This window comes from Alkalimonas delamerensis (assembly GCF_030717955.1).
Classification (GTDB): Bacteria; Pseudomonadota; Gammaproteobacteria; order Enterobacterales; family Alteromonadaceae; genus Alkalimonas; species Alkalimonas delamerensis.
Genome location: NZ_JAUZVY010000001.1, coordinates 212,898 through 234,348, shown reverse-complemented (window position 1 = coordinate 234,348; position 21,451 = coordinate 212,898). Strand labels below are relative to the sequence as shown.

General features: G+C 55.7%; 20 protein-coding genes. 14 read left to right on the top strand and 6 right to left on the bottom strand.

Translation table 11 applies throughout. From position 1 onward, the window contains the following. Nucleotides 1–60: 60 nt before the first annotated feature. On the top strand, nucleotides 61–576 hold the full coding sequence (fldB, locus tag Q3O59_RS01080; protein ID WP_305943843.1) for a flavodoxin FldB: 516 nt from the start codon (nucleotides 61–63) through the stop codon (nucleotides 574–576). Here the strand turns inward: fldB and Q3O59_RS01075 are convergent, their stop codons facing one another. After that, on the bottom strand, nucleotides 577–1,230 hold the full coding sequence (locus Q3O59_RS01075) for a tRNA1(Val) (adenine(37)-N6)-methyltransferase (RefSeq protein WP_305943842.1): 654 nt from the start codon (nucleotides 1,228–1,230) through the stop codon (nucleotides 577–579). It abuts the gene before it with no gap. 128 nt (nucleotides 1,231–1,358) lie between these two features. On the opposite strand from Q3O59_RS01075, the gene srmB reads away from it, so the two are divergent. Then, nucleotides 1,359–2,579, top strand: coding sequence for an ATP-dependent RNA helicase SrmB (gene srmB / locus Q3O59_RS01070; protein ID WP_305943841.1), 1,221 nt, complete (start codon nucleotides 1,359–1,361; stop codon nucleotides 2,577–2,579). A gap of 116 nt (nucleotides 2,580–2,695) precedes the next feature. Here srmB and rpmE read toward each other — a convergent pair whose 3' ends face one another. After that, on the bottom strand, nucleotides 2,696–2,908 hold the full coding sequence (gene rpmE / locus Q3O59_RS01065; RefSeq protein ID WP_305943840.1) for a 50S ribosomal protein L31: 213 nt from the start codon (nucleotides 2,906–2,908) through the stop codon (nucleotides 2,696–2,698). A 227-nt stretch (nucleotides 2,909–3,135) separates the two neighbouring features. Between rpmE and priA the strand changes: the two genes are divergently transcribed. The 8 genes from priA to Q3O59_RS01025 all read left to right on the top strand — a co-directional run bounded on the left by priA (nucleotide 3,136) and on the right by Q3O59_RS01025 (nucleotide 11,700). Then, on the top strand, nucleotides 3,136–5,310 hold the full coding sequence (gene priA, locus Q3O59_RS01060; RefSeq protein ID WP_305943839.1) for a primosomal protein N': 2,175 nt from the start codon (nucleotides 3,136–3,138) through the stop codon (nucleotides 5,308–5,310). Between the two features lie 206 nt (nucleotides 5,311–5,516). Then, nucleotides 5,517–5,900, top strand: coding sequence for a photoactive yellow protein (gene pyp / locus Q3O59_RS01055; RefSeq protein ID WP_305943838.1), 384 nt, complete (start codon nucleotides 5,517–5,519; stop codon nucleotides 5,898–5,900). A gap of 81 nt (nucleotides 5,901–5,981) precedes the next feature. Then, a complete protein-coding gene (locus Q3O59_RS01050) occupies nucleotides 5,982–7,109 on the top strand; it encodes an AMP-binding protein (protein WP_305943837.1) in 1,128 nt (375 codons plus the stop codon). A 22-nt stretch (nucleotides 7,110–7,131) separates the two neighbouring features. After that, entirely contained in the window at nucleotides 7,132–8,721 is a 1,590-nt protein-coding gene (locus tag Q3O59_RS01045) for an HAL/PAL/TAL family ammonia-lyase (RefSeq protein ID WP_305943836.1), read from the top strand. A gap of 123 nt (nucleotides 8,722–8,844) precedes the next feature. Then, the gene (locus Q3O59_RS01040) at nucleotides 8,845–9,375 is read left to right on the top strand and encodes an SPOR domain-containing protein (protein ID WP_228593424.1); all 531 of its coding nucleotides are present in this window, start codon (nucleotides 8,845–8,847) and stop codon (nucleotides 9,373–9,375) included. Nucleotides 9,376–9,445: 70 nt separating this feature from the next. Then, nucleotides 9,446–9,964, top strand: a complete 519-nt coding sequence (gene hslV / locus Q3O59_RS01035) for an ATP-dependent protease subunit HslV (RefSeq protein WP_305943835.1) — start codon at nucleotides 9,446–9,448, stop codon at nucleotides 9,962–9,964. Nucleotides 9,965–9,976: 12 nt separating this feature from the next. Continuing rightward, nucleotides 9,977–11,305 (top strand): ATP-dependent protease ATPase subunit HslU, encoded by a 1,329-nt coding sequence (gene hslU, locus Q3O59_RS01030; RefSeq protein ID WP_305943834.1) that lies wholly within the window; start codon nucleotides 9,977–9,979, stop codon nucleotides 11,303–11,305. Nucleotides 11,306–11,307: 2 nt separating this feature from the next. Next, on the top strand, nucleotides 11,308–11,700 hold the full coding sequence (locus Q3O59_RS01025) for a gamma-butyrobetaine hydroxylase family protein (protein WP_305943833.1): 393 nt from the start codon (nucleotides 11,308–11,310) through the stop codon (nucleotides 11,698–11,700). 19 nt (nucleotides 11,701–11,719) lie between these two features. Here the strand turns inward: Q3O59_RS01025 and Q3O59_RS01020 are convergent, their stop codons facing one another. Continuing rightward, entirely contained in the window at nucleotides 11,720–12,424 is a 705-nt protein-coding gene (locus Q3O59_RS01020; RefSeq protein ID WP_305943832.1) for a substrate-binding periplasmic protein, read from the bottom strand. A gap of 58 nt (nucleotides 12,425–12,482) precedes the next feature. Then, entirely contained in the window at nucleotides 12,483–14,351 is a 1,869-nt protein-coding gene (locus Q3O59_RS01015; protein ID WP_305943831.1) for a methyl-accepting chemotaxis protein, read from the bottom strand. Between the two features lie 219 nt (nucleotides 14,352–14,570). Between Q3O59_RS01015 and rraA the strand changes: the two genes are divergently transcribed. Both rraA and Q3O59_RS01005 read left to right on the top strand, forming a co-directional pair. Continuing rightward, nucleotides 14,571–15,056 (top strand): ribonuclease E activity regulator RraA, encoded by a 486-nt coding sequence (gene rraA, locus Q3O59_RS01010; protein ID WP_305943830.1) that lies wholly within the window; start codon nucleotides 14,571–14,573, stop codon nucleotides 15,054–15,056. Nucleotides 15,057–15,059: 3 nt separating this feature from the next. Further along, nucleotides 15,060–16,139, top strand: a complete 1,080-nt coding sequence (locus Q3O59_RS01005) for a formimidoylglutamase (protein ID WP_305943829.1) — start codon at nucleotides 15,060–15,062, stop codon at nucleotides 16,137–16,139. On the opposite strand, the gene Q3O59_RS01000 is transcribed toward Q3O59_RS01005, so the two are convergent. Both Q3O59_RS01000 and hutI read right to left on the bottom strand, forming a co-directional pair. After that, a complete protein-coding gene (locus Q3O59_RS01000) occupies nucleotides 16,102–17,682 on the bottom strand; it encodes a putative bifunctional diguanylate cyclase/phosphodiesterase (protein WP_305943828.1) in 1,581 nt (526 codons plus the stop codon). The genes Q3O59_RS01005 and Q3O59_RS01000 overlap by 38 nt on opposite strands. A gap of 15 nt (nucleotides 17,683–17,697) precedes the next feature. Then, the gene (gene hutI / locus Q3O59_RS00995) at nucleotides 17,698–18,918 is read right to left on the bottom strand and encodes an imidazolonepropionase (RefSeq protein WP_305943827.1); all 1,221 of its coding nucleotides are present in this window, start codon (nucleotides 18,916–18,918) and stop codon (nucleotides 17,698–17,700) included. Between the two features lie 123 nt (nucleotides 18,919–19,041). Between hutI and hutC the strand changes: the two genes are divergently transcribed. Both hutC and hutU read left to right on the top strand, forming a co-directional pair. Then, a complete protein-coding gene (gene hutC / locus Q3O59_RS00990) occupies nucleotides 19,042–19,770 on the top strand; it encodes a histidine utilization transcriptional repressor HutC (RefSeq protein ID WP_305943826.1) in 729 nt (242 codons plus the stop codon). Beyond that, entirely contained in the window at nucleotides 19,770–21,449 is a 1,680-nt protein-coding gene (hutU, locus tag Q3O59_RS00985; RefSeq protein ID WP_305943825.1) for a urocanate hydratase, read from the top strand. The genes hutC and hutU overlap by 1 nt, the downstream gene beginning before the upstream one ends. Nucleotides 21,450–21,451: the final 2 nt, after the last annotated feature.

The window sequence follows — 21,451 nt, the reverse complement described above, 5'->3', positions numbered from 1 at the left end:
TTTGCCACTGCGGCAGTTTTGCTACACTGCGCCTTTGCACAACGCCTGGAGAAACAGCCCATGCAGATAGGGCTCTTTTATGGTTCCACCACTTGTTACACCGAAATGGTGGCCGAGAAAATTCAGCAGCTGTTGGGGCCTGAGCTGGTGGCCCTGCACAACTTGAAAGATACCCCGCTTGGCAAAATGCAGGATTACGACATTCTAATCCTGGGCATTTCCACCTGGGACTTTGGCGAACTGCAGGAAGACTGGGAAGCATGCTGGGCCGATATTGCCGACTTGGATCTCAATGACAAAGTGATCGCACTGTATGGCATGGGCGATCAAATTGGCTACACCGAATGGTTTCAGGATGCATTGGGCATGTTGCATCATGCCATCAGCCACAACCGTTGCGATCGCATTGGATTCTGGCCCAATCAGGGCTACGAGTTTGAAGCGTCCAAAGCTTTAACGGACGATGGTCAGTGGTTTTTCGGTCTGGCACTGGATGACGAAAACCAGTACGAACAAACCGATGCACGCTTAAAGCAATGGGTGGACCAGTTGCTGGCGGAGCTGGAAGCGCTTTAATTAAAAATTCAGATAAAAGTGCTGCAAGAGCTCCCGGTAGTTTTGGCTGTAATGGCCCGGCGCTGTCGCAATGCACAGCTCAGTGAGCTCGGCCACCACCGGCTGACGCACCAGCTGCACCAAGGCCCGGCCCGGAGCTTTATCCGGCAAGGCTTTCACCCGGCACAGCCGCTGCAGCTGCCAACCGGAATCGGCCGCCAGCGCCAACAACAGGGTCAGGTTGTCTGTCGGCACCACCAGGGCCAGGCTACCGTCCGCCTCGCTCAGTTGCGCTGTTTTTTGCAGCAAAGCCGGCCAGGGCAAACTGCTGCTGTGGCGTGCGCGCTGCCTTGCCTGGTCTTGACTTGGCAGTGCCTGATGAAAATAAGGTGGATTGCAGATCTGCAAAGAGTAACGCTCTGGCGGCTGATGGGTTAGAATATCCTGTTGCAGCACTTGTATGGCTGATGGCCAGGGGCTGGCCGCCACATTAACACGGCTTTGCTGCACGGCACCGGCATCGAGATCCAGCGCAGTAACAGGCCGCAGGCCCTGGCTGCGCTGTGCCAGCATCAGACTAAGAATGCCACTGCCGCAGCCAATATCGAGCACAGCACCACGCTCGGGCAGAACCGCCCAGGCGCCCAGCAAGAAGGCATCTGTGCCGACTTTCATTGCGCAATGCTGGTGACCGATAAAAAATTGTTTACACTGAAAACCTGCTGCCATGACGCCTCCGGGGCACAGTATACCCTGACCGCCAGGGAAAACGCACAGGCCGACCACCACCAAGAGAGTTTTGCATGCAATTTGATGAATTTGATCTGCACCCGGCCCTAAACCGGGCCTTGCACAAATGTGGTTTTAAACAAGCCACCCAGATCCAGCAACAGGTGCTGCCTTTTGCACTGGAAGCACGCGATATTCTGGCCTCGGCCCCGACCGGCACCGGCAAAACCCTGGCATTTTTGATTCCGGCCATTCAGTACCTGCTGGATTTCCCGCGCCGCTCGCCCGGTTTTGCCAGGGTGCTGATTATGACGCCAACCCGTGAGCTCGCCTACCAAATCCATCAGGAAATTCAGAAGCTGATTCAGTTTACCGAACTCAACGCCGGTGTGATTACCGGCGGCATTAATTACGGCAGCCACACCGAGGTGCTGACCAAGAACAACGATCTGCTGGTTGCTACCCCAGGGCGCTTAACCGAGTACCTCGACAACGAAAAGTTTCAGGCCGATCAGGTTGAAGTGCTGATCCTCGATGAAGCCGACCGCATGCTGGATATGGGCTTTATTGGTGAAATGAACCGCATTGTGCTCGAAGCGCGGCAACGCAAGCAAAGCATGCTGTTTTCCGCCACCCTGGAAGGCGCTAATCTGGAGCGTTTTGCCGGTCACTCCCTGCATGAACCCGAGCGAATTGAAGCCGAGCCCCCACGGCGTGAACGCGGCAAGATCACCCAGTGGATCCATCTGGCGGACGACAACACCCACAAACTGGCGCTGCTGACCCACATTTTGCAGCAAGATGAGGTGCAAAAGGCCATCGTATTCGTAAAAACCCGGGAGCGACTGGCGCAACTGACCGGTCAGCTGCAAACCGCTGGCATTCGCAATGCCTGGCTGCAGGGCGAAATGGCGCTCGATAAGCGTCAGCAAGCTATCTTCCGTTTTCAGCAAGGTCAGGTGCCGGTGTTGCTGGCCACCGACGTCGCCGCCCGCGGCCTGGACATCGACGACATCAGCCATGTCATCAACTACGATATGCCGCGCACCGCCGACATCTATGTCCACCGCATTGGCCGCACCGGCCGGGCCGGCAAAAAAGGCACTGCCATCTCGCTGGTCGAAGCGCACGATATGGCGATTTTAAGCAAAATTGAGCGCTACACCGAGCAAAAGCTGAAACGGCGTTTTATTGAAGGCCTACGACCAAAACACAAAGAAGCCCGGGTGCCGGTGAAAAAGAAAAAGCCAACGGGCAAGAAAAAAGCATCAACAGCTGGCAAATCGAAAAAGTAAGTTGTGATAACAAACACTGAGCAGTCCCGGCAAATGTGCCGGGCTTACTGTAAGCTCGCAACTACAGGCACAAAAAAAGCACCCGCAGGTGCTTTTTTTGTCGGTGCAAAGCGCGATTAACGCTTGCTGCCCATGCTGAAACGCTTCTTGAAGCGATCAACACGACCACCAACGTCCAGTACTTTTTGCTTGCCGGTGTAGAATGGGTGGCAGGCAGAGCAGACGTCCAAATGGATGTCTTTGCACAGGGCTGAACGGGTTTTAAACGTATTACCGCAAGTACAGGTTGCCGTAATTTCTTGGTATTCTGGGTGAATTCCTGGTTTCATGGGTTACCTCAGTTTAAGGCCGTATCGCCACCTGGTCGCTAAACGCCGGGCACCATACGCGGTTACAGTTCAATTAGGGCGCGTAGTTTATTCGATCTGCCATGGCCATGCAAGCGCCGACTGCAGGATTCTCCGTGCTTTTTCGGTTGCGAAGCCAGGGCCCCTGTCGATACACTAATAGCTTCATTCATCGGTGGCCCAGGCCACAGTCAGAGGTAACCTTAGCCGTGCCAGTGATCCGGGTTGCTTTGCCAGTCCCTTTGCGTCAATCCTTCGATTACCTGCTTGCTGCCGGCATGCAGGTGCAGGTGGGCTGTCGGGTGCGGGTGCCTTTTGGCAAGCGCGAACTGATTGGCATTGCCTGGCAGCTGGAACCCAGCGATGGCTTTAGCTCCGATGCCTTAAAAGAGGTGCTGGAGGTGCTGGACCCCAGCCCGGTGCTGTCCGCAGCCTTGTGCCAACTGCTTTCTTTTGCCGCCGATTATTACCACCATCCACTGGGCGAAGTGCTGGTGGCCGCCATCCCGGCCTTGTTGCGCGAAGGCAAAGCCCTGCCGGCCCATCAAAGCATCCACTACCAGCTGAGCGACGCAGGCCAGGCACTAAGCGCAGGCGATTTAGCCCGGGCCCCCAAACAGCAGGCACTGTGGCAACAACTGCAGCAGCAGGCGCTGGATGAGACGGCCATCCAAAGCGAACAACGGCCGGCACTCAAGGCCCTGCGGCAAAAAGGCCTGGTCAGCCAGAAAGAAAAGCCCTTTGCCCCCTACCAGCCGCTGTTAACGCCGCAATCCGGGCTGACGCTCACCACCGATCAGGCATTGGCGGTCTCTGCCATCGTGCAGGCTCAGGGACGCTTTCAGCCTTTTTTGCTGGAAGGGATCACCGGCTCTGGCAAAACCGAAGTCTATCTGCAAAGCATCGCCCCGCTGCTGACACAAGGCAAGCAGGTACTGGTGCTGGTACCAGAAATCGGCCTGACGCCGCAAACCCTGGCGCGCTTCTCCCGCCGCTTTGCCGTGCCGGTACTTAGCTGGCATTCCGGGCTTACCGATACCGAGCGATTGGCCTGCTGGCAGCATGCCGCCACCGGCAGTGCGGCCATTGTCATTGGCACCCGCTCGGCTTTGTTTTTGCGTTTTGCCAAACTGGGCATGATCGTGGTGGATGAAGAGCACGATCCTTCGCTGAAGCAACAGGATGGCTTTCGCTACCACGCCCGCGATCTGGCAGTAAAACGAGCAGCACTGGAGCAATGCCCGGTGGTGTTAGGCTCGGCCACGCCCAGCCTGGAAAGCCTGCACAATGCACTGCAAGGCCGCTTCCAACTGCTGCAACTGCACAACCGGGCCAGTGGCCAACAGTTGCCTGGCCTGGAGCTGATTGATCTGCAGCAACAACCGGTCCACTTTGGCCTGGCCGAAAGCACCATTCAGCAAATCAAACAGACCCTGCAACAAGGCTTTCAGGTGATGCTGTTTTTAAACCGGCGTGGCTTCGCCCCGGCTTTGTCGTGCGATGAATGCGGCTGGGTGGCCGATTGCCAGCGCTGCGATGCCAGCATGACCTGGCACAAGCAGGATCGCCAGCTCAACTGCCACCACTGCGGCAGCAGCCGACCGGTCCCCCGCCAATGTGGCCACTGCGGCAGTACCCGGCTGGTGCCACTGGGTCAGGGCACCGAGCAACTGGAAGCTCAGCTGCAACCGATGTTTCCGGATGTTCCGGTGGTGCGGCTGGATCGCGACAGCACCCGGCGCAAAGGCAGTCTGGCCGAAGCCCTGCAACACATTACCGAAGGCGGCCCCCAGCTGATTGTTGGCACCCAGATGCTGGCCAAAGGCCATCACTTTCCCAAAGTCACCCTGGTGGTGATTGTGGATGTCGATGGTGCTCTGTTTAGCAGCGATTTTCGGGCACCGGAGCAGCTGGCGCAATTAATCACCCAGGTGGCTGGCCGCGCCGGCCGGGCGCAACATGCCGGCAAGGTGCTGCTGCAAAGCCGTTACCCGGACCATGGCATCTTGCAGGACATCATTCACAACGGCTACCCGTCCTTTGCCCGACTGGCACTGAGCGAGCGCGAACAAACCCAACTGCCCCCTTACCAGTTTTTGGCGCTGCTGCGGGCCGAGGCTCATCAGGATGAGCTGCCACAGCAGTGGCTGCACCAGTTGGTTGCACTGGCAAAGGTCCAGGCGCCGCAGGTGCAGTTGCTGGGCCCAATCCGAGCGCCATTGGAGCGCAAAGCCGGCAAGTACCGCTGGCAACTTCATTGTTACAGCGCCAGCCGCGCAGGCCTGCACCAACTGCTTGATCAACTGATTGACGCCAGTCAAAGCTGGTCACTGACACGCAAGCTGCGCTGGCAACTGGATGTGGATCCGATTGATCTGTCTTAGATCCAGCTCCATATCGCTTTTGGACCAAACACAAAAAACCGGCTCGCACAGACCCGTTAAAACACAAGCAAGTAGGGTGAAGTTATGTGCTATGCTTATGTTTAGCTGTTAGCTTAAATTCTGCCAACTACTAAATATTAGACGCTTTTAACGCGCTGGTCGTAAGCTAACTTTAATGAGCATCACCAACAGATAAGGTATTGTCTATGACATTAGAAACTATTCGTTTCGGCGGCGATGACATCGAAAACTCACTGGCAAAGATGGATGACCAAAGCCTCGATAAGCTCGCCTTTGGTGCCATCCAACTCGATGCTAGTGGTAAAATCCTGCAATACAATGCTGCCGAAGGCGATATTACCGGTCGTGACCCGAAAAGCGTCATTGGTAAGAACTTTTTTACCAGCGTGGCGCCATGTACCCAAAGCAAAGAGTTTCAGGGGCGTTTTAAAGAAGGGGTTCAAAACGGCAATCTGAACACCATGTTTGAATACGTCTTTGATTACCAGATGAAACCCACCAAAGTAAAAGTCCACATGAAAAAAGCGATGGCTGGTGATAGCTACTGGATTTTTGTCAAACGACTGTAAATCAACTCAAAGCTGCTGACCTGGCTACCGGTTAGCAGCCAGACTTCGCCTTACCCCTCTTGCATGCATCAAGGATCTGCGATGCCAAGCTGGCTCACCATCACAGACTGTAAAGCTGTTTTAAACGATTTTGTACGGGCAGAGTTGAGCGCGTACCGTGGAGCGCCCATCCCCGATGGGCAACAGCCATCGGAGCTCGATTCATTGGAGCGGCTGCATCTTGCCAGCTGCGTCAACGAGTTTTTCCGTTTGCATGAAACCGGGGCAGAAGATCGGTTGTTGATGACCAAAAGCCTGGATGAATGGGCAGCATTGATAGCAGCAGCCATTAGCGAAACTTCGGGGCTTACTTTCAGAACCTCTGGCAGCACTGGCTCTCCAACCCCTCACGTTCACACCTGGCGGCAGATTGAAACGGAAGCCGCTGCATTGGCTGAGCGACTGACAGCAAAGCAGCCTATCCAGCGTGTTGTGAGCTGGCTGCCACTGCATCACCTGTACGGCTTTATGCTGGCGGTAGCATTGCCCGCCTACGCCAAAGTGCCACGGATTTATGGCAACCAAACTTTACCTGAAGTGCTAAGTGGTGATCTGCTAGTGACTGTGCCACCTCGCTGGGACTATCTGGCACGAACGGGCAAAGCCTGGCCGGCACAGATACTTGGCGTTAGCTCTACTGCACCACTCAGCGACGCCACTGTAGCCAGCTTGCTGCAACAGGGATTGATTGGTTTGCTAGATATTTACGGCAGTACAGAAACGGGCGGTGTCGCTACGCGCTGGCGGCCTGAATCAAACTATCAGCTACTGTCGCACTGGCAGCGTTTTGACAACCAGCATATTCAACGTCGGGGGGATAGTACCATGACCCCATTGATGGATCAGCTGCACTGGCTCAACGAATGCGCTTTTGAGCTGCAAGGGAGGCTGGATGACACCATCAGCATTGCTGGCGTCAATGTCAGCCCAAGCTATATTGCCAGTCGTTTACGAGCGTTAAGTAGCGTACAGGACTGCGAAATACGTCCCACAGGGCTCAATGCGAAAAGACGCTTGAAAGCCTTTGTCGTCCCGGCAGGCGATCATGCAACTGCTAAGCATGATATCGCCAACACGATCGCACTCTGGCCAGCGCCAGAACGCCCCATTAGCATCACTTATGGTGACGTCATCCCAACCAATGTTATCGGTAAGCGGATAGACTGGTAGCGGTTGCCAAGGAAAAAATGCTATGCACGATGAGCAGTTCACGCTTGAAGCCATTGAGGCCATTGCTCTTGGCCGCCAAACCTTGGTTTTGTCTGAGGCACAACAACAAACAGTGTCTGAAGCACATCAGTTTCTGCTGGATGGCATCACCAAACGCCAGCGTATTTATGGTGTCACCACAGGCTATGGCCCCTTAGCAACCACGGAGGTGGACCCAAGGCAGTCGGCACAGTTGCAACAAAACCTGGTGTACCATCTTTGCAGTGGTGTAGGTAAACCGCTGGCGCGCCAGCATGTCCGCGCCATGATGGTCGCCCGTATCGCCAGCCTGGCGCTTGGTCACTCGGGGGCTAACCCCGCATTGCTGCAACGCATGCAAGCCTGGCTAACGGCAGATGTCGTGCCTGAGATACCGTCGCAAGGAACAGTCGGCGCCAGCGGCGATTTAACCCCACTGGCGCATTTGGCACGTGCACTCAGTGGCGGCGGCCGTGTCAGTATCAATGGCGGCTCCTGGATAGAGAGTGCCACAGCACATCAGCAGCTCGGTTGGCAACCACTGGTATTGCATGGCAAAGATGCCATTGCCTTAGTTAATGGCACCTCAGCAACCGCTGGTATTGCAGCTTTAAACGCTACCGCTGCAGAGCGAGCCGTGAAGCTGAGCACCTTGCTGGTGTTGCTCTACTCAGAGCTGTTGACAGGTCATCGTGAAGCCTTTCATCCAGCCATTGGTAAACTAAGGCCTCACCCTGGTCAGCAACAACTGCACCGCTGGCTCTGGTCGCTATCGGCCAGTAGTCAGGCGTTAACGCCCTGGCAAGCAACCCCCGAACGACTGGCGGAAATGTCAGAGGATATCGCGCAAAACCGTCCACTGCTACAGGATTCTTATACCTTGCGCTGTGCACCACAGGCGTTAGGAGCCGTGCTGGACGTAGTCAGTCAGCATGCCAGTACAGTGCGTATTGAAATCGGCTCAGTGACTGATAACCCGCTGCTGCTGGTGGATGAACAACTGGTACTGCATGGCGGCAACTTCTTTGGCCAACACTTGGCTTTTGCCAGTGACCACCTGAACAATGCCCTGATCCAAATGGCACTTTACAGCGAACGTCGGATTGCACGTATTACCGACCCGTTGAAAAATAAAGGCTTACCTGCCTTTATGCAACCACAGGATACCGGTTTGCATAGTGGCTTTATGGGAGCCCAAGTCTGCGCTACATCATTGGTCGCGGAGCTTCGTAGCCAGGCCATGCCTGCTTCCATCCAGTCGATCCCAACCAATGCCGACAACCAGGATATAGTCCCCTTAGGCACCATCGCAGCTAGGCGTGCCAGCATTAGTTTAACCCAGCTCTATCAGATCTTAGCAATTGAAGCTCTTATCCTGGCGCAGGGCGCCGAGTTAAAAAACCGCGAAGTGCTTAGCCATGCCTCGCAAACGCTCTGCGGCTGGGTTCGCGACTTTGCAGCGCCTTTGCAAAAGGATCGCCCGCTGGCTGAAGACATTGCCAACCTTGCAGCCGCATTGGCGGATCCGGATCAAGTAAGACCCTTGATGACATTATTTGATGAAGCAACCACAGACAGCCTCAATACGTTTTGAACCTTTAGCGGTTCTTTCATAGGCTTAGCTTATTGGCTGAGCTGTTGTAAGGTTGTCGATTGCACTGTTGCCTCTTAAACCGCTAGAATGGCGGCTGAATTGCTGTAGGAGGTCCCGGCGCTCATGCCACGACGTGATTATGTAAAAACCGCCCGCCCAAAAGCCAAGCCTCGCAAAAAAGCGCCGGCCAAAGCGCCGTTTCCCTGGTTGTTGCTGTCGGTGACGGCAGGCTTGATGCTGCTGTTTGGCTGGTTTTTGTGGACCATCAACCAGCAAGAGCCGGTTAGTACACCAGCTGCCCCGGTGGTTGAAGTGGAAAAAGATCCCTTGCCAGAGCGACCGACCGAAGAGCCGTTTCAATACATTCGTGAGTTGGAAAACCGTGAAGTGGCGGTGGAAGTACGGGAGCTTGAGTCGCGCGGCCCCTTTCAGATGCAGTGCGCTTCGTTTCGCAGCGAAGAGCAAGCCGATGCGATGCGGGCACAAATTGCGTTTGCCGGTTTTTCATCCAGCATTCGCCGCACCGAAGGCAGCAACGGCGTCTGGTACCGGGTGGTGTTAGGCCCTTACGACAGTCGTCGTCAGGCCGAAGCCGATCGCAACCGCTTGCGCCGCAACGGCATCAACAGTTGCCAAATCTGGAACTGGAACTAGCAAGCACCCTTGAAAAGCAAGCATGGAGCCCTCAGATAGCCGTTATCTGAACTGCCACTAAGGGCTCCTCATGACTACCATCGTTTCTGTTCGCCGCAATGGCCAGGTCGCACTGGGCGGCGATGGCCAGGTTTCGCTTGGCAATACCGTAATGAAAGGCAATGCCCGCAAAGTACGCCGCCTTTACCAAAACAAAGTGCTGGCTGGCTTTGCCGGCGGCACCGCCGACGCCTTTACCCTGTTTGAACGCTTTGAAGCCAAACTGGAGATGCACCAGGGCCACCTGATGCGCGCCGCCGTCGAGCTGGCGAAAGACTGGCGCACCGATCGCATGCTGCGCCGTCTCGAAGCCTTGCTGGCGGTTGCCGATGCCAACAGCTCGTTGATCATCACCGGCAACGGCGATGTGATTCAGCCCGAGCATGACTTGATTGCCATTGGCAGCGGCGGCCCTTTTGCCCAGGCGGCCGCAACCGCCTTGCTGGAAAATACCGAACTGTCCGCGAATGATATTGTGGAAAAAAGTCTGACCATCGCTGGCAACATTTGCGTCTTTACCAACCAGCACCACACCATTGAACAGCTATAAGCAGGTTACCTTATGTCCGATATGACCCCCAGAGAAATAGTGCACGAGCTGGATCGGCACATCATAGGCCAGCATCAGGCCAAACGCGCTGTTGCCATTGCGCTGCGAAACCGCTGGCGCCGGATGCAGCTGCCTGAAGCGCTGCGCCAGGAAGTGACGCCAAAAAATATTCTGATGATAGGCCCGACCGGTGTCGGCAAAACCGAAATTGCCCGCCGCCTGGCCAAGCTGGCCAATGCCCCTTTTATCAAAGTAGAAGCCACCAAATTCACCGAGGTGGGCTATGTCGGCAAGGATGTCGAGAGCATTATCCGCGATCTGGCCGACAGTGCGGTCAAGATGCTGCGCGAGCAGGAAATCGCCAAAAACCAGTACCGGGCTGAAGAAGCCGCCGAAGAGCGTATTCTGGATGCACTGCTGCCACGCGCCCGTGACAACTGGCAAGACGATAAGCCGGCAGAAGACAGCAACACCCGCCAGGTGTTTCGCAAAAAACTGCGCGAAGGCCAGCTCGACGACAAAGAAATCGAGATTGACATAGCGCAGCCTCAACTGGGCATCGAGATCATGACCCCACCGGGCATGGAGGAAATGACCTCACAGCTGCAAAGCATGTTTCAAAACCTCGGCACCGAGCGCAAGAAAAAACGCAAACTTAAGATCAAAGATGCCTTTAAACTGTTAACGGAAGAAGAAGCCAGCCGGCTGGTCAACCCGGAAGAGTTAAAGTTGCAAGCGGTTGAACTGGTCGAGCAAAACGGCATTGTTTTTCTCGATGAAGTCGACAAAATCTGCAAGCGGGAAAATGCCGGTGGGCCGGATGTCTCCCGCGAAGGGGTGCAGCGCGATCTGCTGCCGCTCATCGAAGGCTGCACCGTCAACACCAAGCATGGCATGATCAAAACCGATCACATTCTGTTTATCGCTTCCGGCGCTTTTCAGATGAGCAAACCATCGGATCTGGTGCCTGAGCTGCAAGGCCGCTTGCCGATTCGGGTCGAGCTATCGGCGCTCACTGCCGATGACTTTGAGCGGGTATTGACCGAGCCTAAGGCTTCACTGACCGAACAAAGCATTGCCATGCTGGCGACCGAAGGGGTCAAGCTGGAGTTTACCAAAGACGGCATTCGTAAACTGGCCGATGCAGCTTTTCATGTCAATGAAAAGACCGAAAACATCGGTGCCCGTCGCTTGTACACCGTGATGGAGCGTTTGCTGGATGAAATCTCGTATGAAGCGGCCGATCATGCCGGTCAGACGGTAGTGGTTGATGGTGCTTATGTCGATCAGCACCTGGATGCCCTGGTGCAGGATGAAGACTTAAGCCGCTTTATCCTGTAGCCATGAGCAGCAGCCCCCAACTGACCAAGCTGCATTACCGAAAGCGCAGCAAGCAGCTGGAACTGTACTTTGCCGACGGCAGCACTGCCAGCCTGTCGGCCGAGTTTTTGCGGGTACACTCGCCCTCAGCCGAGGTACGGGGGCATGGCAAGCCGGTGCTGGTGCAGGGTAAAGCCCAGGTTGGCATCCACCAGCTGGAGCCAAGCGGTCACTATGGGGTCTGCATTCATTTTGATGATGGTCACCGCAGCGGCATCTACCACTTTGACTACCTGCACCAGCTGGCAAGCCAACAGCAAGCCTTGTGGCAGCAGTATCAACAACGTCTAAAGGAAGCCCAGGCGAAGCAACAGCAGGTCCCTATTCGTTTTTTCGATGCCGACGCGCCGAAGTGAGCTGAATTTGGCGGCGCCCTCAATCGGGGGCTTTTCCATGCAGTCGCTGAAATGCTCGTTGCAAGCGTTGAATCAATGCCTCATCGGTGGCTTTGCTGGCAGCCAGGTAGGCGGTGGATCTGGATGCGGGGATCGACAGCAGCACTTGCACCGCATCGGCCGATTGCGGGTGGCTGGCCACCAAAGCGGAAGTCAACTGTGGATTTTCCAGCACCGCATCCACCCGCCCATTCAGCAATAACCGCATCGCTTCATCGGTACTGGCGGTGTAAAAAATATCGAGCTGTTCCGCTTCTGGCAAATACTGCACAAAACGCAGCGCCACATGATCGCGCGGCACAGCCAACACCAGGGTATCGCCTTGCTGCAAGCGCTGTTGCAACGACGACCGCTGACTGGCTCGCACCAGCAGCGCGTGCTCAAAACTCGCTATCGGCGCCACCCAATGAAACATCGCTTCCCGATCTGGAGTGCGAGCCAACGCATAAATCAACACATTGGGTTCAGACGATGCCAATTGATAGGCCCTGGGCCAGGGGTAGAGCGCAAAATCCGCGGTTAGTTCAGCCTCTTCCAGCAACTGGCGCACCCAAAGGGTGTTGCTGCCACTGACCTCACCGTTTTGCTGCATCTGGTAGGGTGCCATCGGTGAGGTCACAACTTTAAGTGGCTCAGCAAAGGCCCAAGCTGCCAATAAACTACAGAGTACCAGCCCTGGTCGCATTCCATTGTCCCTAAATATTCAACTACTTGACTATAGAGCTGTCCCTGAATTTGTCAACTCAGGCTTTAAAGCGATCCACCGTCTGATGCAAACGGGCCGCCTGCATGGCAACTTCTTCGCTGATTTCTGCATTGTGCTGAGCATGCTGATAGGACTGCACCGAAATATCGCGAATTTTCACCACATTTTGGTTCACTTCTGCTGCCACCTGACTTTGCTCTTCGATGGCCGCAGCTATCTGAGTGGTCATGTCCATAATGCCGCTGACATCTTCGGTAATTTGTTCCAGCAGCTGCCGGGCCAATTGCGCCTGCTCGGCACTGGATAAGCCCTGTTCACGGCAATGCAGCATCACCTGAACGATGTCTTTGGTACGGCCCTGCAAACCACCGATGATTTGCTCAATTTGCCGGGTGGACTCCTGAGTGCGCATCGCAAGGTTTCGAACCTCGTCCGCCACCACCGCAAAGCCACGGCCCTGCTCACCGGCACGGGCTGCTTCAATGGCTGCATTCAGCGCCAGCAAGTTGGTCTGCTCGGCAATGCCCCGGATCACATCCAGCACGGAGCCAATGGTCTGACTGTCCTGCTCCAGCGCTTCCACCACCTGGGTTGCATCCTGCAATTCGGTCGACAATTGCTGGATGCCGGCGACTGTTTTTTCCACCTCCTGTTGACCGTGCTTGGCGTTGTCATTGGTGGTGCTGGCTTTATCGGCAGTACTTTCGGTATTACCAGCAATTTCATTGATGGTCGCCCCCATTTCCGTAACCGCGGTCGCTACCATATCGCTCTCTTGCTGCTGCAACTGCATGCCATCGCTGGTTTCATTGGTCGATTTTGCCAGTTGCTGGGTAGCTGTATCCAACATATCCAGCGCCTGGTTGACGTTGTTGACCAAATCCTGGAAGTCCGCAATCATGCCATTCACATCCTGTGCCAGGGCCGTCATTTCATCCTTACCATCGACCTGAATGCGCTGACGAAAATCATTGTCCTGCCGCACCAGCCCAACCGTCTGGCACACTGCCAATATTGGCTGCAGAATACTGCGGCTGGTCATAAAGACCAGAGTCAACACCACCCCCAATACCAACACAAAGAAGCTAAGCGCCAACCATTGCGTTTGAGAGACCGAGCTGGCAATGGCCTGACCGGTCGCTTGCGACAATTGCTGCAAGCTTTGCTCGGTGGCATGAATGGCGCGGCGCATCTCGCCCTGCAAGCCTGAATTTTGATCAAGACCAGCCTGCTGATACGCCGAAACCAGATTGGCAAAGGCTTGCTGGTAGTCTGCGGCCAACCGCTGAACTTGCTGGCGCTCAACAGCATCCAACGACTGCATCAAAGCTTGCATTTGCTGAAAGGTCTGGCCAAAGCGCTGGTAGTAATCGGCATCGCGGCGCAATAAAAAATCTTTTTCATGCCGGCGCAGTTGCAACAGCTGCGCCATTAAACGATCATCACCACGCTGTTGCAGTAGATTTTCTATCTGCTGAGCCGCATGGCGAAGCTCGCCTTGCAGCCCCTGCTCCGGTGTTAAACCCATCTGTTGGTATTGTCGCACCAGCGCCGTAAAACTTTGCTGATAACGTTCAGTATCGCGTTGGAATTCAAGCAAAGGGCCACGGTCAATCCGATGCTGTTGCAACAAGGCATCCAATGAGTCGGCTTGTTGTTGCATCGCCCCATAGTGCTGCTGCATCCGTTCCAGATAACGCAATTCGAATCGCAACAAGAAATCTTTTTCATGCCGGCGGAACATCAACACATCGGTGTTCAACCGTTGAACCGTTTCCTGCGCCTGCGCCAGACTGGTCAATTGGCTGCTTTGATAAAACAGCAAACCAAGCATCACCAACATGGCCATAACAAGCGCCAGGCCATTGGCCAACAAACGCTGCTTGATACTGAATTGTCGAAACATACCGACTCCATTTGCTTAGAGAATAACAAGGTTCATGCACAAGCATAGTCAGACCTATTGCAAAGTGCGCACAACCACCAAAAAAAAGTTGCATAAAAACCACCCAACAGCTTGATCCACCACAAACAAAAGCCAAAGCAGTCAGCAAGTTCGGCTTGAGCTGTGGTGGAAGGTCGTTATACTAAGGGCAACCCCCTCGCTGTTTATCCGGAGCACCTGATGGAATACAACACCTCTGAACTTTGTGACCTGTACGCCGATTCCATTGATGTGGTCGAACCCATTTTTAGCAACTATGGCGGCCGTCGCTCTTTTGGCGGTCAGGTGCGAACCATCAAATGCTTTGAAGACAATGGGGTTATCCGCCAGGTTCTATCCGAGCCTGGTGTCGGCAAGGTCTTGCTGATTGACGGCGGCGGCTCAACACGTCGGGCTTTGCTGGATGCTGACTTGATTGCGCTGGCCACCAGTCAGGGCTGGGAAGGCATCGTCTGTTACGGCTGTGTGCGCGATGTCGATACCCTGGAAGATTTTGATGTCGGCGTGCAAGCCATTAATGCCATTCCGGTGGGAGCCGACGACAAAGGCTTTGGCGACATTGATGTGCCGGTGAATTTTGCCGGTGTCACCTTCTTACCAGACGACCATTTGTACGCCGATAACACCGGCATTATCTTATCGCCCGATCCCTTGGATATCGAGTAAAGCATGGCGTTACGCATCTACACCGCGGCCGAGCTGGCCGCCTGGAGCAGCACTCGACCGAATGAGCAACGTCTTGCTCAGCAGCTGCTGTTGCCCGATCCCAGTCTGCCACTGCATCAGACCTTGCAGCAAGCTCGAGCCCAGGGAGCCCGCTTTGCCATCCTTGGCATCCCGGAAGATATCGGCCCCAGAGGCAACCTGGGTAAAGGTGGTGCTGAACTCGGTTGGCAAGCCTTTTTGAAGGTCTGGCTGAACCTGCAAGCCAACCAATTTAGTGAGGCCTTTGGCCCTGTGCTGCTGGCAGGCGAAGTCGACTGCCAGGATCTGCTGCAACAAAGCCAGGCATTGGATCCGCAGCAGCCAGAGCAGCTGAGCCAACTGCGCCAGCTATGCGCTGCGCTGGATCAGCGGGTGGAGGATGCCGTAGCACCTTTGTTTGCTGCCGGTTTTGATCTGCTGGTGATTGGCGGTGGTCATAACAATGCCTATCCCCTGATTAAAGCTCTGGCCCAGCAAAGTGGTCAGCCGGTCAGTTGCGCCAATCTGGATCCCCATGCCGATTTTCGCCCGCAAGAAGGCCGTCACAGCGGCAATGGCTTCAGCTATGCCAAAGCCGAACAACTGCTGGACAAATACTTTGTGCTGGGTTTGCATGAATTAAAGAATAACCAGGCCAGTTTGGATGCGATGAGGCAAGCAGAGGTCGAGTGGATCAGCCTGCAGGCGCTAAGCCCGCGAGAAGAGCTGAGTTGGCCCGAAGCGCTGGATCGTTGTGTCGATTTTGTCGCCAACTCGGAAGGAGCCATCGGCATTGAACTCGATACCGACAGCATCGAGCTGATGCCGGTCAGCGCCTTTACCAGCAGCGGCGTAACCGTTCAGGCTGCCGAGCGTTACATCTACCAGCTGGCGCAACTGCCCCGTTGCCGCTATCTGCACCTGGCTGAAGCAGCACCCAGCCGTCACCCGGCAGGGGTTGAAGCCGGACTGGCACACAGTGGTCAGGTACTCAGTAGTCTCTGCTACGCCTTTTTGCAAGCCAGGGCTAAGCTCGAGGCGCAGACGATTGCTGCCACTGTTTAAGCCAGGGTACCAGACCTTTTAGTTCAAAGGGCCGGGAATAGTAGAAACCCTGCCCCCGGGTGCAGCCCATCCGTAGCAGCTTTTGCTCCACCTCCTGCTCTTCGATGCCTTCAGCCACCACTTCCAACTTTAAGTTGCGGGCGATATCAATAATGGCGCCAGCGATGGCGATGTGTGCATCGCTCTTGTGCAGGTCATTGATAAAGCTGCAATCGATTTTGACATGACTGATAGGAAGCTGTCGTAAGTAAAACAGCGATGAAAAGCCGGTGCCAAAGTCATCCAGTGCCAGCTCCACACCAAGCTGCTCCAAACGTTGCAGCATGGTCAGGGCCTGTACCGGATCATCGGCCAGGGTTTGCTCGCTTAGCTCCAACACCAAAGACGCTGGTTTGACCTGATGCTGCTCCAACAAGCTTTGTAGGTAGTCGATCAACTCAGCTTGCAGCAGATCTTTACTGGACAAATTCACTGCCAGCTTCAGACTCGGGTAGACCGCTTTCAGCTCGGCCAGAGCAGCCACACTGTGCTGCAGTACCCATTCGGTCATGGAGTACACCACTCCGAGTTGCTCCGCCATCTCGAGAAAGTATTCCGGCGCCAGCAATCCCAACCTGGGGTGCTGCCAGCGCACCAGGACCTCTGCGGCCAGCAATTGGCGTTGCTGCAAGTCTATCTGAGGCTGAACATAAAGCAGCAGCTGATTCTGTTCTATGCCCTGACGCAGCTCCGCCATCAGCCGTAACTTGTTGTCGGTGTAGGACAACAGCTCAGGATCAAACATCGGATTATTCGGCGCCTGCCAACGATGGTGCTGCAAGGCTAAAAAAGCATGCTCCAGCAATTCATTCAACTGGCTGCCGTGCTCCGGGTAACAGGCAATGCCAGTGACCAACTGCACATTCATCGCGCTGCTTTGCAACATCAATGGTTCCGAGATGGATTGCTCCACCTGCTTGGCCAGCTGCTCTGCCAGATGCGGCTTATTGCTGACATCAACCCAGGCAACAAAATCAACACCACCCAAATGACAAAGTCGAATGGCTTTTTCTTCACGCCACTCCAGACAAAGCAGGTTCTCATGCGGCTGCAGCAAGGCATTGATGCGGTGGGCCAGCTGCATCAGCAACAGATTGCTGTTCTGATAACCGAGCGCTTCGTTAATTTGCTCAAAATGGGTAATTTTGACCAACAGCAGCCCATAGTGCTTTTGCTCTGCTTGTTGCAGTAGAGGCTGCAGTTGCTGGCGCAGCAACTGTTTGTTGGGAAAGCCTGTGACCTCGTCGTGCCATAGGGTGTAATCGCCATTCTGCGCCTGATTTTTATCAGCCAGGCGCTGCTGCAATTGCCTTACTTTCCAGCCCAACCAAACGACCAGTGCCAGCAACACGACCAGCAACAGCGGCCAGGCAGTTTCCACGCTGAAACTCCCCAACGACTCGGCCTGCACAGCAGCAGTCCACAACAGCAACAACAGCCCTACCAGAACACCCATGCCAAACAACTCGTTCGTCTTGATAAAACGAGCATAGCTGGCTGGCATTAATTGTAAAGCCCTTTAAAGTGGCACCGCCTGCCCTGCGATCACCAATTGCCGCAAGGAATTCACCCCCTGCTGATACACCAGCTCCGCCGGCTGGCTGATGGCATAACAGCCAAAGTTGGCTTTGCTGCCAATGGCCAGGGTGCCTGCATCACGGATACCCAGCGCTGTCGCGGCATGACGGGTCACGCCAAGCAAAGCTTCTTCCGGGGTTAGCGCAAAGAAGGTGCAGGCCATATTCAGCATCAGCGGCAGATTGCACAGCGGCGAGGTACCTGGGTTGAGATCGGTCGCAACCGCCATTGGCACCTGATACCGGCGCAACAGCTCAATCGGTGGTTTTTTGGTTTCTTTTAAAAAGTAAAAAGCACCCGGCAGCAGTACCGCCACGGTACCGGCTTTCGCCATCGCCTGCACACCGGCCTCATCCAGATACTCAATGTGATCGGCCGACAGACCGCCAAACTCGGCCACCAGTGCACTGCCGCCGAGGTTGGACAACTGCTCGGCATGGGCTTTGACCGGTAATCCCAGCGTTTTGGCGGTTTCGAACAGCCTGCGGCTTTGTTCGACGCTAAAGCCGATACCTTCGCAAAACACATCGACCGCATCAATCAACTGCTGGCGGTGCAGCTCGGGCAACATGGTCTGGCACAGGTAATCGATGTAGGCATCGCTGTCGCTAAATTCCGGCGGCAGGGCATGAGCCCCTAAAAAGGTGGTATGGATACGAATGGGGTGATGCACCGCCAGCTCACGCGCCACCTGCAGCATTTTTTGCTCGCTGGCCAAGTCCAGCCCGTAGCCGGATTTAATTTCTACTTCGGTCACCCCTTGCGACAGCAAGGCATTGAGCCGGTCTTTGCCAAGCACAAACAGCTGCTCGGCACTGGCCTCACGGGTGGCGTTAACGGTTGCGCGAATACCGCCCCCGGCTTTGGCAATGGCCTCATAGCTGGCGCCTTGCAGCCGCATTTCAAACTCATTGGCCCGGTTGCCACCATAGACCAAGTGGGTATGGCAATCGATCAGCCCCGGCAGAAGCCACTGCCCCTGCACATCGTACAAAGGGGTACTAAGCGCATCAAAGGCGGGCAGTTCACTTTTCGGGCCCAGCCAGGCAATACGGCCATCTCTCACAGCAATAGCACCATCGGTGATGGCGCCATAGGGTTCGCTGCCGGCTTGCATGGTGGCCAGATTGGCATTGAGCCAAACCGCATCAAATTCAGTCATTAAGCTACTCCGGAATCAATTCAGTGCTGTTTTGATAAAAATAGTGTACCGCAAAAACTTGTATATACAACCAAGATCGGCTATTTTTATCAGCAACCGTTGCCACCAAGGGATCGCCACCGCATGGCCGTCGCCAAATTTGCCGAAATCAAAGATTTTATGCTGACGCAGATCGAAATCGGTGCCTGGCCCGAGCACAGCCGGGTCCCATCCGAAAACGAGCTGGCCGAGCAGTTTGCCGTAAGCCGGATGACCGCGCGCCGTGCGCTGCAAGAGCTGACCGAGCAAGGCATTTTGTACCGCACCCAGGGTGTGGGCAGCTTTGTTGCGGCACTGAAATCGCAATCCTCCTTGCTGGAAATTCGCAACATTGCCGATGAAATCCACAGCCGCGGTCACAGCTACCGGGCCGAGCTGCTCCAGCTGACCGAGCTGCCCTGCCCGGCCACCGTGGCGGCGGCGCTGGGTTTAAAGCACAACGAGCGGGTGTTTTTCTCACTGATTGTGCATTTTGAAGACCGCCAACCGCTGCAGCTGGAAGCCCGTTACGTCAATCCACGGCAAGTTCCGGATTACATGGCGCAGGATTTTTCTGCCATCACGCCGCACCTGTATTTAAGCCAGGTGGCACCGCTGACCGAGGCGGAGCATACGGTGGAAGCCATCTTGCCGGATAGCTTCACCTGCCAGCATTTGCAATTGAAAAAACCCGAACCCTGCCTGCGCCTGACCCGTCGCACTTTTAGCCGCGATGGTGCTGTCAGCCTGGCGTATCTGACCTCCCCGGGCAGCCGTTACCGGCTCGGGGGCCATTTAAATTTCGCGCCAGCAGGCGCAACCAGGAGCTCATGATGTCTGATCCACGTATCGATAACAGCCGGGTGATCCGCGCAACCAGAGGCGCGGAGAAAACCGCCAAAAGCTGGCTGACCGAAGCCGCCAAACGCATGCTGATGAACAACCTGGACCCGGATGTGGCCGAACACCCGCAATCGCTGGTGGTGTACGGCGGTATCGGCCGGGCGGCCCGCGACTGGGCCTGCTTCGATAAAATTGTTGAAGTGCTGGACCGGCTGGAAGACGACCAGACCTTGCTGGTGCAAAGTGGCAAGCCGGTCGGTGTCTTTCCCACTCACCCGGATGCGCCCCGGGTGCTGATTGCCAACTCCAATCTGGTACCGGCCTGGGCCAACTGGGAGCACTTTAACGAGCTTGATAAAAAAGGCCTGATGATGTACGGCCAGATGACTGCCGGCTCCTGGATTTACATTGGATCCCAAGGCATCGTACAAGGCACTTACGAGACCTTTGTCGCCATGGCCAAACAGCATTTCAATGGCGATGCCAGCGGCAAATGGATCCTGACCGGAGGCCTGGGCGGCATGGGCGGGGCTCAGCCACTGGCCGGCACCATGGCCGGTTTTCATATGATTGCCTGTGAAGTGGATGAAAGCCGCATTGATTTCCGCCTTCGCACCGGTTACGTCGATGTCAAAGCCACCAGCCTGGATCAGGCGCTGCAGCTGCTGGAGCAAGCCAAAGCCTCCGGCAAGCCGACCTCCATTGGTTTGTTGGCCAATGCCGCCGATGTCTTTGCCGAGCTGGTAGAGCGCAACATCATCCCGGATGTGGTGACCGATCAAACCTCCGCCCACGACCCACTGAATGGGTACCTGCCACAAGGCTGGAGCATGAGCGAAGCCGCCGGGCGTCGCCTGCAAAACCCGGAGCAGGTGGTCAAAGCCGCCAAGCAGTCAATGGCGGTGCAAGTTCAGGCCACGCTCGATATGCAGAGCAAAGGCGCGGTCGCGGTCGATTACGGCAACAACATCCGCCAGATGGCCAAGGACGAAGGCGTGCAGAATGCCTTTGACTACCCGGGCTTTGTGCCAGCCTACATCCGGCCGCTGTTTTGTGAGGGCGTTGGGCCATTTCGCTGGGTGGCGCTGTCGGGCGATCCGGAAGACATTTACAAGACCGACCAAAAAGTCAAAGAGCTGATCCCGGACAACCCGCACCTGCACCACTGGCTGGATATGGCGCGTGAGAAAATCCACTTCCAGGGTCTACCAGCCCGCATCTGCTGGATCGGCTTAAAAGATCGCGCCCGCATTGCGCTGGCCTTTAACGAGATGGTGAAAAGTGGCGAGCTGAAAGCCCCTATCGTGATCGGCCGTGACCATCTGGACTCCGGCTCCGTTGCCAGCCCGAACCGTGAAACCGAAGCCATGCTGGATGGCTCGGATGCCGTCTCCGACTGGCCACTACTGAACGCCTTGCTAAACACCGCCGGTGGCGCCAGCTGGGTCTCGCTGCACCACGGTGGTGGTGTCGGCATGGGCTACAGCCAGCACTCAGGTGTGGTAATCGTGGCCGATGGCACCGAAGCGGCCGCCAAACGACTGGGCCGGGTGCTGTGGAACGATCCGGGTACCGGCGTGATGCGCCATGCCGATGCCGGCTACGACATTGCCCAAAACTGCGCCCGCGAACAAGGGCTGGATTTACCGATGCTGAGCACCAAGGAGTAAGC

Coding starts and splice junctions, on each gene's coding strand:
- fldB (WP_305943843.1), top strand. CDS start 61: ATGCAGATAGGGCTCTTTTATGGTTCCACCACTTGTTACACCGAAATG.
- Q3O59_RS01075 (WP_305943842.1), bottom strand. CDS start 1,230: ATGAAAGTCGGCACAGATGCCTTCTTGCTGGGCGCCTGGGCGGTTCTG.
- srmB (WP_305943841.1), top strand. CDS start 1,359: ATGCAATTTGATGAATTTGATCTGCACCCGGCCCTAAACCGGGCCTTG.
- rpmE (WP_305943840.1), bottom strand. CDS start 2,908: ATGAAACCAGGAATTCACCCAGAATACCAAGAAATTACGGCAACCTGT.
- pyp (WP_305943838.1), top strand. CDS start 5,517: ATGACATTAGAAACTATTCGTTTCGGCGGCGATGACATCGAAAACTCA.
- Q3O59_RS01050 (WP_305943837.1), top strand. CDS start 5,982: ATGCCAAGCTGGCTCACCATCACAGACTGTAAAGCTGTTTTAAACGAT.
- Q3O59_RS01045 (WP_305943836.1), top strand. CDS start 7,132: ATGCACGATGAGCAGTTCACGCTTGAAGCCATTGAGGCCATTGCTCTT.
- Q3O59_RS01040 (WP_228593424.1), top strand. CDS start 8,845: ATGCCACGACGTGATTATGTAAAAACCGCCCGCCCAAAAGCCAAGCCT.
- hslV (WP_305943835.1), top strand. CDS start 9,446: ATGACTACCATCGTTTCTGTTCGCCGCAATGGCCAGGTCGCACTGGGC.
- hslU (WP_305943834.1), top strand. CDS start 9,977: ATGTCCGATATGACCCCCAGAGAAATAGTGCACGAGCTGGATCGGCAC.
- Q3O59_RS01025 (WP_305943833.1), top strand. CDS start 11,308: ATGAGCAGCAGCCCCCAACTGACCAAGCTGCATTACCGAAAGCGCAGC.
- Q3O59_RS01020 (WP_305943832.1), bottom strand. CDS start 12,424: ATGCGACCAGGGCTGGTACTCTGTAGTTTATTGGCAGCTTGGGCCTTT.
- Q3O59_RS01015 (WP_305943831.1), bottom strand. CDS start 14,351: ATGTTTCGACAATTCAGTATCAAGCAGCGTTTGTTGGCCAATGGCCTG.
- rraA (WP_305943830.1), top strand. CDS start 14,571: ATGGAATACAACACCTCTGAACTTTGTGACCTGTACGCCGATTCCATT.
- Q3O59_RS01005 (WP_305943829.1), top strand. CDS start 15,060: ATGGCGTTACGCATCTACACCGCGGCCGAGCTGGCCGCCTGGAGCAGC.
- Q3O59_RS01000 (WP_305943828.1), bottom strand. CDS start 17,682: ATGCCAGCCAGCTATGCTCGTTTTATCAAGACGAACGAGTTGTTTGGC.
- hutI (WP_305943827.1), bottom strand. CDS start 18,918: ATGACTGAATTTGATGCGGTTTGGCTCAATGCCAATCTGGCCACCATG.
- hutC (WP_305943826.1), top strand. CDS start 19,042: ATGGCCGTCGCCAAATTTGCCGAAATCAAAGATTTTATGCTGACGCAG.
- hutU (WP_305943825.1), top strand. CDS start 19,770: ATGTCTGATCCACGTATCGATAACAGCCGGGTGATCCGCGCAACCAGA.